Source organism: Vibrio sp. 10N.222.48.A3, assembly GCF_041475345.1.
GTDB classification, from domain to species: domain Bacteria; phylum Pseudomonadota; class Gammaproteobacteria; order Enterobacterales; family Vibrionaceae; genus Vibrio; species Vibrio tasmaniensis_A.
In genome coordinates, this window is the sequence record NZ_JBFRVX010000654.1 from 1 (window position 1) to 4,010 (window position 4,010).

Here is a 4,010-nt window from a genome sequence, read left to right on the forward strand (position 1 = left end):
CATTAACGACACTGTCATCTTGAGTGACGGCTAAAAATGCTGGCCTGTCGAATGGTTTTCTTTTTAGAGATTTTTGAACCTCGTAGCTAGTCCAGTAATACTGCGCAAAGCCATTCAAAGGTACGCTATTGTATTTCATTAGATTGTTGTGATTTTGCGGATCGCCTTGGAACACCCAATCCACAAATAGAGCGCCAGCAGGTGCAAGGAAATCAATATCACTGTCAGATTTAAACGCGGGAGAAAACAGATACAGAGCCTCTATGCTTGGGTCGCTATTCGCATAATCCGTCACCAAATTCGCGCCAGTAGAGAACCCAGATAAAGAAACCTCCAGCCCCTCTTTCTGCATAATTTCAACTTGATTTTTAACCGTATTTTCCCAATCAGATATACTTATCGGCACTAAATCGGCCGGGCGACTGCCATGTCCCGGAAGCAACACACTACGTACTAAGTAACCGTCATCAGCGAACTCTTTAGCAACATCGACAAAAGACCATGGAGAGTCACCTAAGCCATGCACAAAAATAATGCCTTTTTTCACCGAATTTGCTTGGTTTGGCATGATTTCAAAAGGGGTATTATACGAAAGCTCCGCTGCATGATCGTCTTGCAAAAACACACGATTCTCTTCCAGCCAAGCTTGAATGGTTTGTTGATATTCGGAAAACGAATCAAACTGTTGCACTGGAAATGCACTTGCGGAGGTGTCATAGAGCGGATGATCATACTCCTGCTCGCTGCTAATACAGCCAATCAGCAATAAAGCACACACAATTAAAATAAGAGGCTTAAACCTAAATTTCATAAAAAACGACCTTTTGTACCTAGTTTGACATGAAAGATGTTGATGAGTTGTTCTGCTTATTACTGGGGTTCCGAGACCATGCCAGCCACAATAGGCCGCTGATCACACCTATAGACAATTGGATCACACCAAGGTTTTTAATCAAAGAGTCAGACTCGACAGAAACCAACATCATCCCCATCGCGCCACAAATCATTGACGTAAATTGAATGATTGCAACGGCAGAACCAGTGTCCTTGTCTTGTTGTTCAAGCATTAGGTTAGTACCAGGCACTCGCGTTGTGATGGTGGCTAACGTAGCTAATCCGATTAATGGGGCGAACAACCAAGCCGAAGCTTCACCAAGGCTAAAAGTCAGTACTCCACACAAAATCAGAAGCATGAAGCAGAAAGAAATAATTCGTTTTGCAGGCCAATATTGAGTAATTTTGATGTAAGCCCGAGGTCCAAATGAGGCAAATAGAGCATTTAGCGCGAAGATATAACTAAACTCTTGCTCGCTAAAATTAAAGTGCTCAACATAGATGTAAGGACCCGCAGCCACAAATGCCATCATCGACATTGGAGTAAGCGAAAATACTGCCAGTAACAACAGAAACCGTGGATTCTTGAGTACTACTCCCAGCCGTCCCCAAGATCTCACTACAGATCCGCTATAACGAGATACCAACGTTTCTGTCAGACAGAGTGAAAGCACAATCGATAAAAGGCCAAAGACACCAAGCGCAACAAAAATCATCTGCCAAGTGGCAACCTTAAGTAATAATGCCCCTATTACTGGCGCCACCATAGGTGCAATAACCACCAGCGACATAATGGTCGCCATTATCTTCTCTCGTTCTCTCCCATCGTAAAGATCTTTGATAATTGCCACAGCGACAACCGTGACGGCACTACCACCAAACGCTTGAACAATTCGGAAGCCAATCAATTGTTCTATGCTGCCTGAGTTGGCACATAAGAAACTGGCAACAACGTAAATACCTGCCCCGATTAACAAAATTGGCTTGCGACCAAACTTCTCACTGAGGGGCCCCCAAAATAACAGCCCGAAAGCATAAACAACGAAGTAGCTGCTCAGCGTAAAGTTAACCATTGACTGAGTCGTGCCTAACGCTGCCACCATATTAGGAAGAGCTGGTAAATAAAGGTCGGTTGTTAAAGGAGGAAACGCGCTGATCATCACCAAAAAGATCAACGTACCCGTATTGCCGAGTATGGGTTGTTTGTTTTTCATTACATCACCAAATAACGGACCTGACGCTACAGGTCAACATTATGAAATATCAAAACATCCATGTCTTTGAGGGCTCAAACACTCTATTTAGCGTTTAAAGCGATCTGAGATAAAAATTGATTTGAAATTAAAAAGGAGCTTGTGGTTAAAAAGAGCTGAGCATCTAAAAGTTAGTCGGTTGACCCACTTCAAGCGTAATAAACTCAGAAGCTGGAACTTGAGCTGCCTTCTTCGCAACGTCAAGCAACTCAACAGGTTCCAGGCGAGGCTCCGCCGTCATTTGAAATGTCCCATAATGCATACCAATCGACTGTTTTGAATTAAGATCTTGATGAGCTTGCACTGCCTCAAAGGGGTCAAGGTGTACTGGCTTGAAGATTTCTCTTGGTGCATACGCGCCAATAGGAATAAAGGCAATATCGACAGGTCCAAACTTCTCATAAGCGTATTTGTAGTGATTGGCATAACCGCTATCGCCACCAAAATAGATTTTTTGGTCGCCAATATGCATTAAAAACCCTCCCCATAGCGTTGAGTTTCTATCGAAGGGAGTACGACCTGAATTATGTTGAACTTCTAAAAACCAAAGCTTAAAGATGTCATTAACCTGAACACTCTCTCCCCAATCTAGCTCGGTGGTGTTAGCGCTTGAAGGGAGACGTTTCGCCACTCCAAGCCCCACATAGATTTTCGGGTTATCTCGTTTAATGAGGAACGCCAAAGAGTCCAAATCCAAATGGTCATAATGATCATGGCTTATCACCACCACATCAATTGATGGTAAGTTGGCTAACGCGATCCCTGGTTGGTGCACCCTTTTGGGACCAGCGAAAGAAATCGGACTCGCTCTTTCTGAAAACACAGGATCGGTCAGTACATTCACTCCTTGGGTTTGAATTAAAAAGGTCGCATGATTTACCAACGTAATACGAACTTTATCTCCTAGCTCCCTAGCAGCAGGCATTTTATCCTCATTCGTTTCAACAGTGTCTGGCCAATTCGCTTGTTCAACGTCAGAAGTTAAGCCAGCCCAGACAATCTGCCAAAACGTCAGTGTTTTGATATCGGTATTATTTTCAAACTGACCATTTTTGAAATTAGGTGACGCTTTTCTGGTGTCCATCTTGCTCTCTGCACAGGCGTTAATTAAAAGGGTGAGGCTCACTATCCAAAGAAATTTCATTTCTATTTTCCTGTTGGCTTAACTTCGCACGCTTGCAGGTAAGGAGCGGTAATCGATTCAAGTTGGTCCCACAGCTTACTAGAACCAGATGTATCGCAACCAGGATCACTCTCCGGTAAATCAACCAAACCAAATACATTGTGCCAATAGCTTCCTCTTGGAAGATCTTGTGTCGCACCAATCAAAGAGGAGTGGGAACCTTGCTCTTCCGACACCAGTTGTTTAGTACGAAGCCATGCTAGAAACCCTTTCTTACTTCCAGCGAAGCCACTGGCAACCACACCGGGATGAACCGCAATTGGGTGGATATTTGGGTAACGCTTTGATAACTCGCGTACTTGCCATAAATTCCCCAGCTTGCTTCGTGAATAAGTGCTGGATGTGCCGTCAAAAGGAATATCAGCCGAACACTCATTTTCCATAATGTAAATATCTCCACTAGTCATAACCAGACGAGCATCGTCAACCAACATTTTTTTCTGCATAAGAAGCCGATAAAGAATGTGATGACCTAAAACATTGACTGAAAACGTTTTTTCATAACCGGAAGGCGATATTTCAGCCTTTTTAGACACTAGCCCCGCGTTACAAATGACCATGTCGAATGGCGTATCCCCTAGTTGTTTTACAGCAGTGACAATACTCTTAGGATCCGCAAGATCCATATAGATTGACTCGGCATGAAGAATGTCATCCGTCGCATCCGATAAGCCTCTCGCTAACGACGTCACCGTCGCACCTTGAGCAAGTAAAGAACGAGTAATGAACTCGCCAATACC

The 4,010-nt window shown here is 43.7% G+C and carries 4 protein-coding genes; all 4 read right to left on the minus strand.

The features are described 5' to 3' along the window. The coding region (locus tag AB4653_RS17825) for an alpha/beta hydrolase (RefSeq protein ID WP_372104877.1) at window positions 1–811 on the minus strand (811 nt) is incomplete at its 3' end. 19 nt (window positions 812–830) lie between these two features. Then, on the minus strand, window positions 831–2,048 hold the full coding sequence (locus AB4653_RS17830) for a multidrug effflux MFS transporter (RefSeq protein ID WP_102258548.1): 1,218 nt from the start codon (window positions 2,046–2,048) through the stop codon (window positions 831–833). Window positions 2,049–2,211: 163 nt separating this feature from the next. Then, window positions 2,212–3,231, minus strand: a complete 1,020-nt coding sequence (locus AB4653_RS17835) for an MBL fold metallo-hydrolase (RefSeq protein WP_102258549.1) — start codon at window positions 3,229–3,231, stop codon at window positions 2,212–2,214. A gap of 2 nt (window positions 3,232–3,233) precedes the next feature. Then, on the minus strand, window positions 3,234–4,010 hold a 777-nt coding region (locus AB4653_RS17840), incomplete at its 5' end, for an SDR family NAD(P)-dependent oxidoreductase (protein ID WP_372104879.1).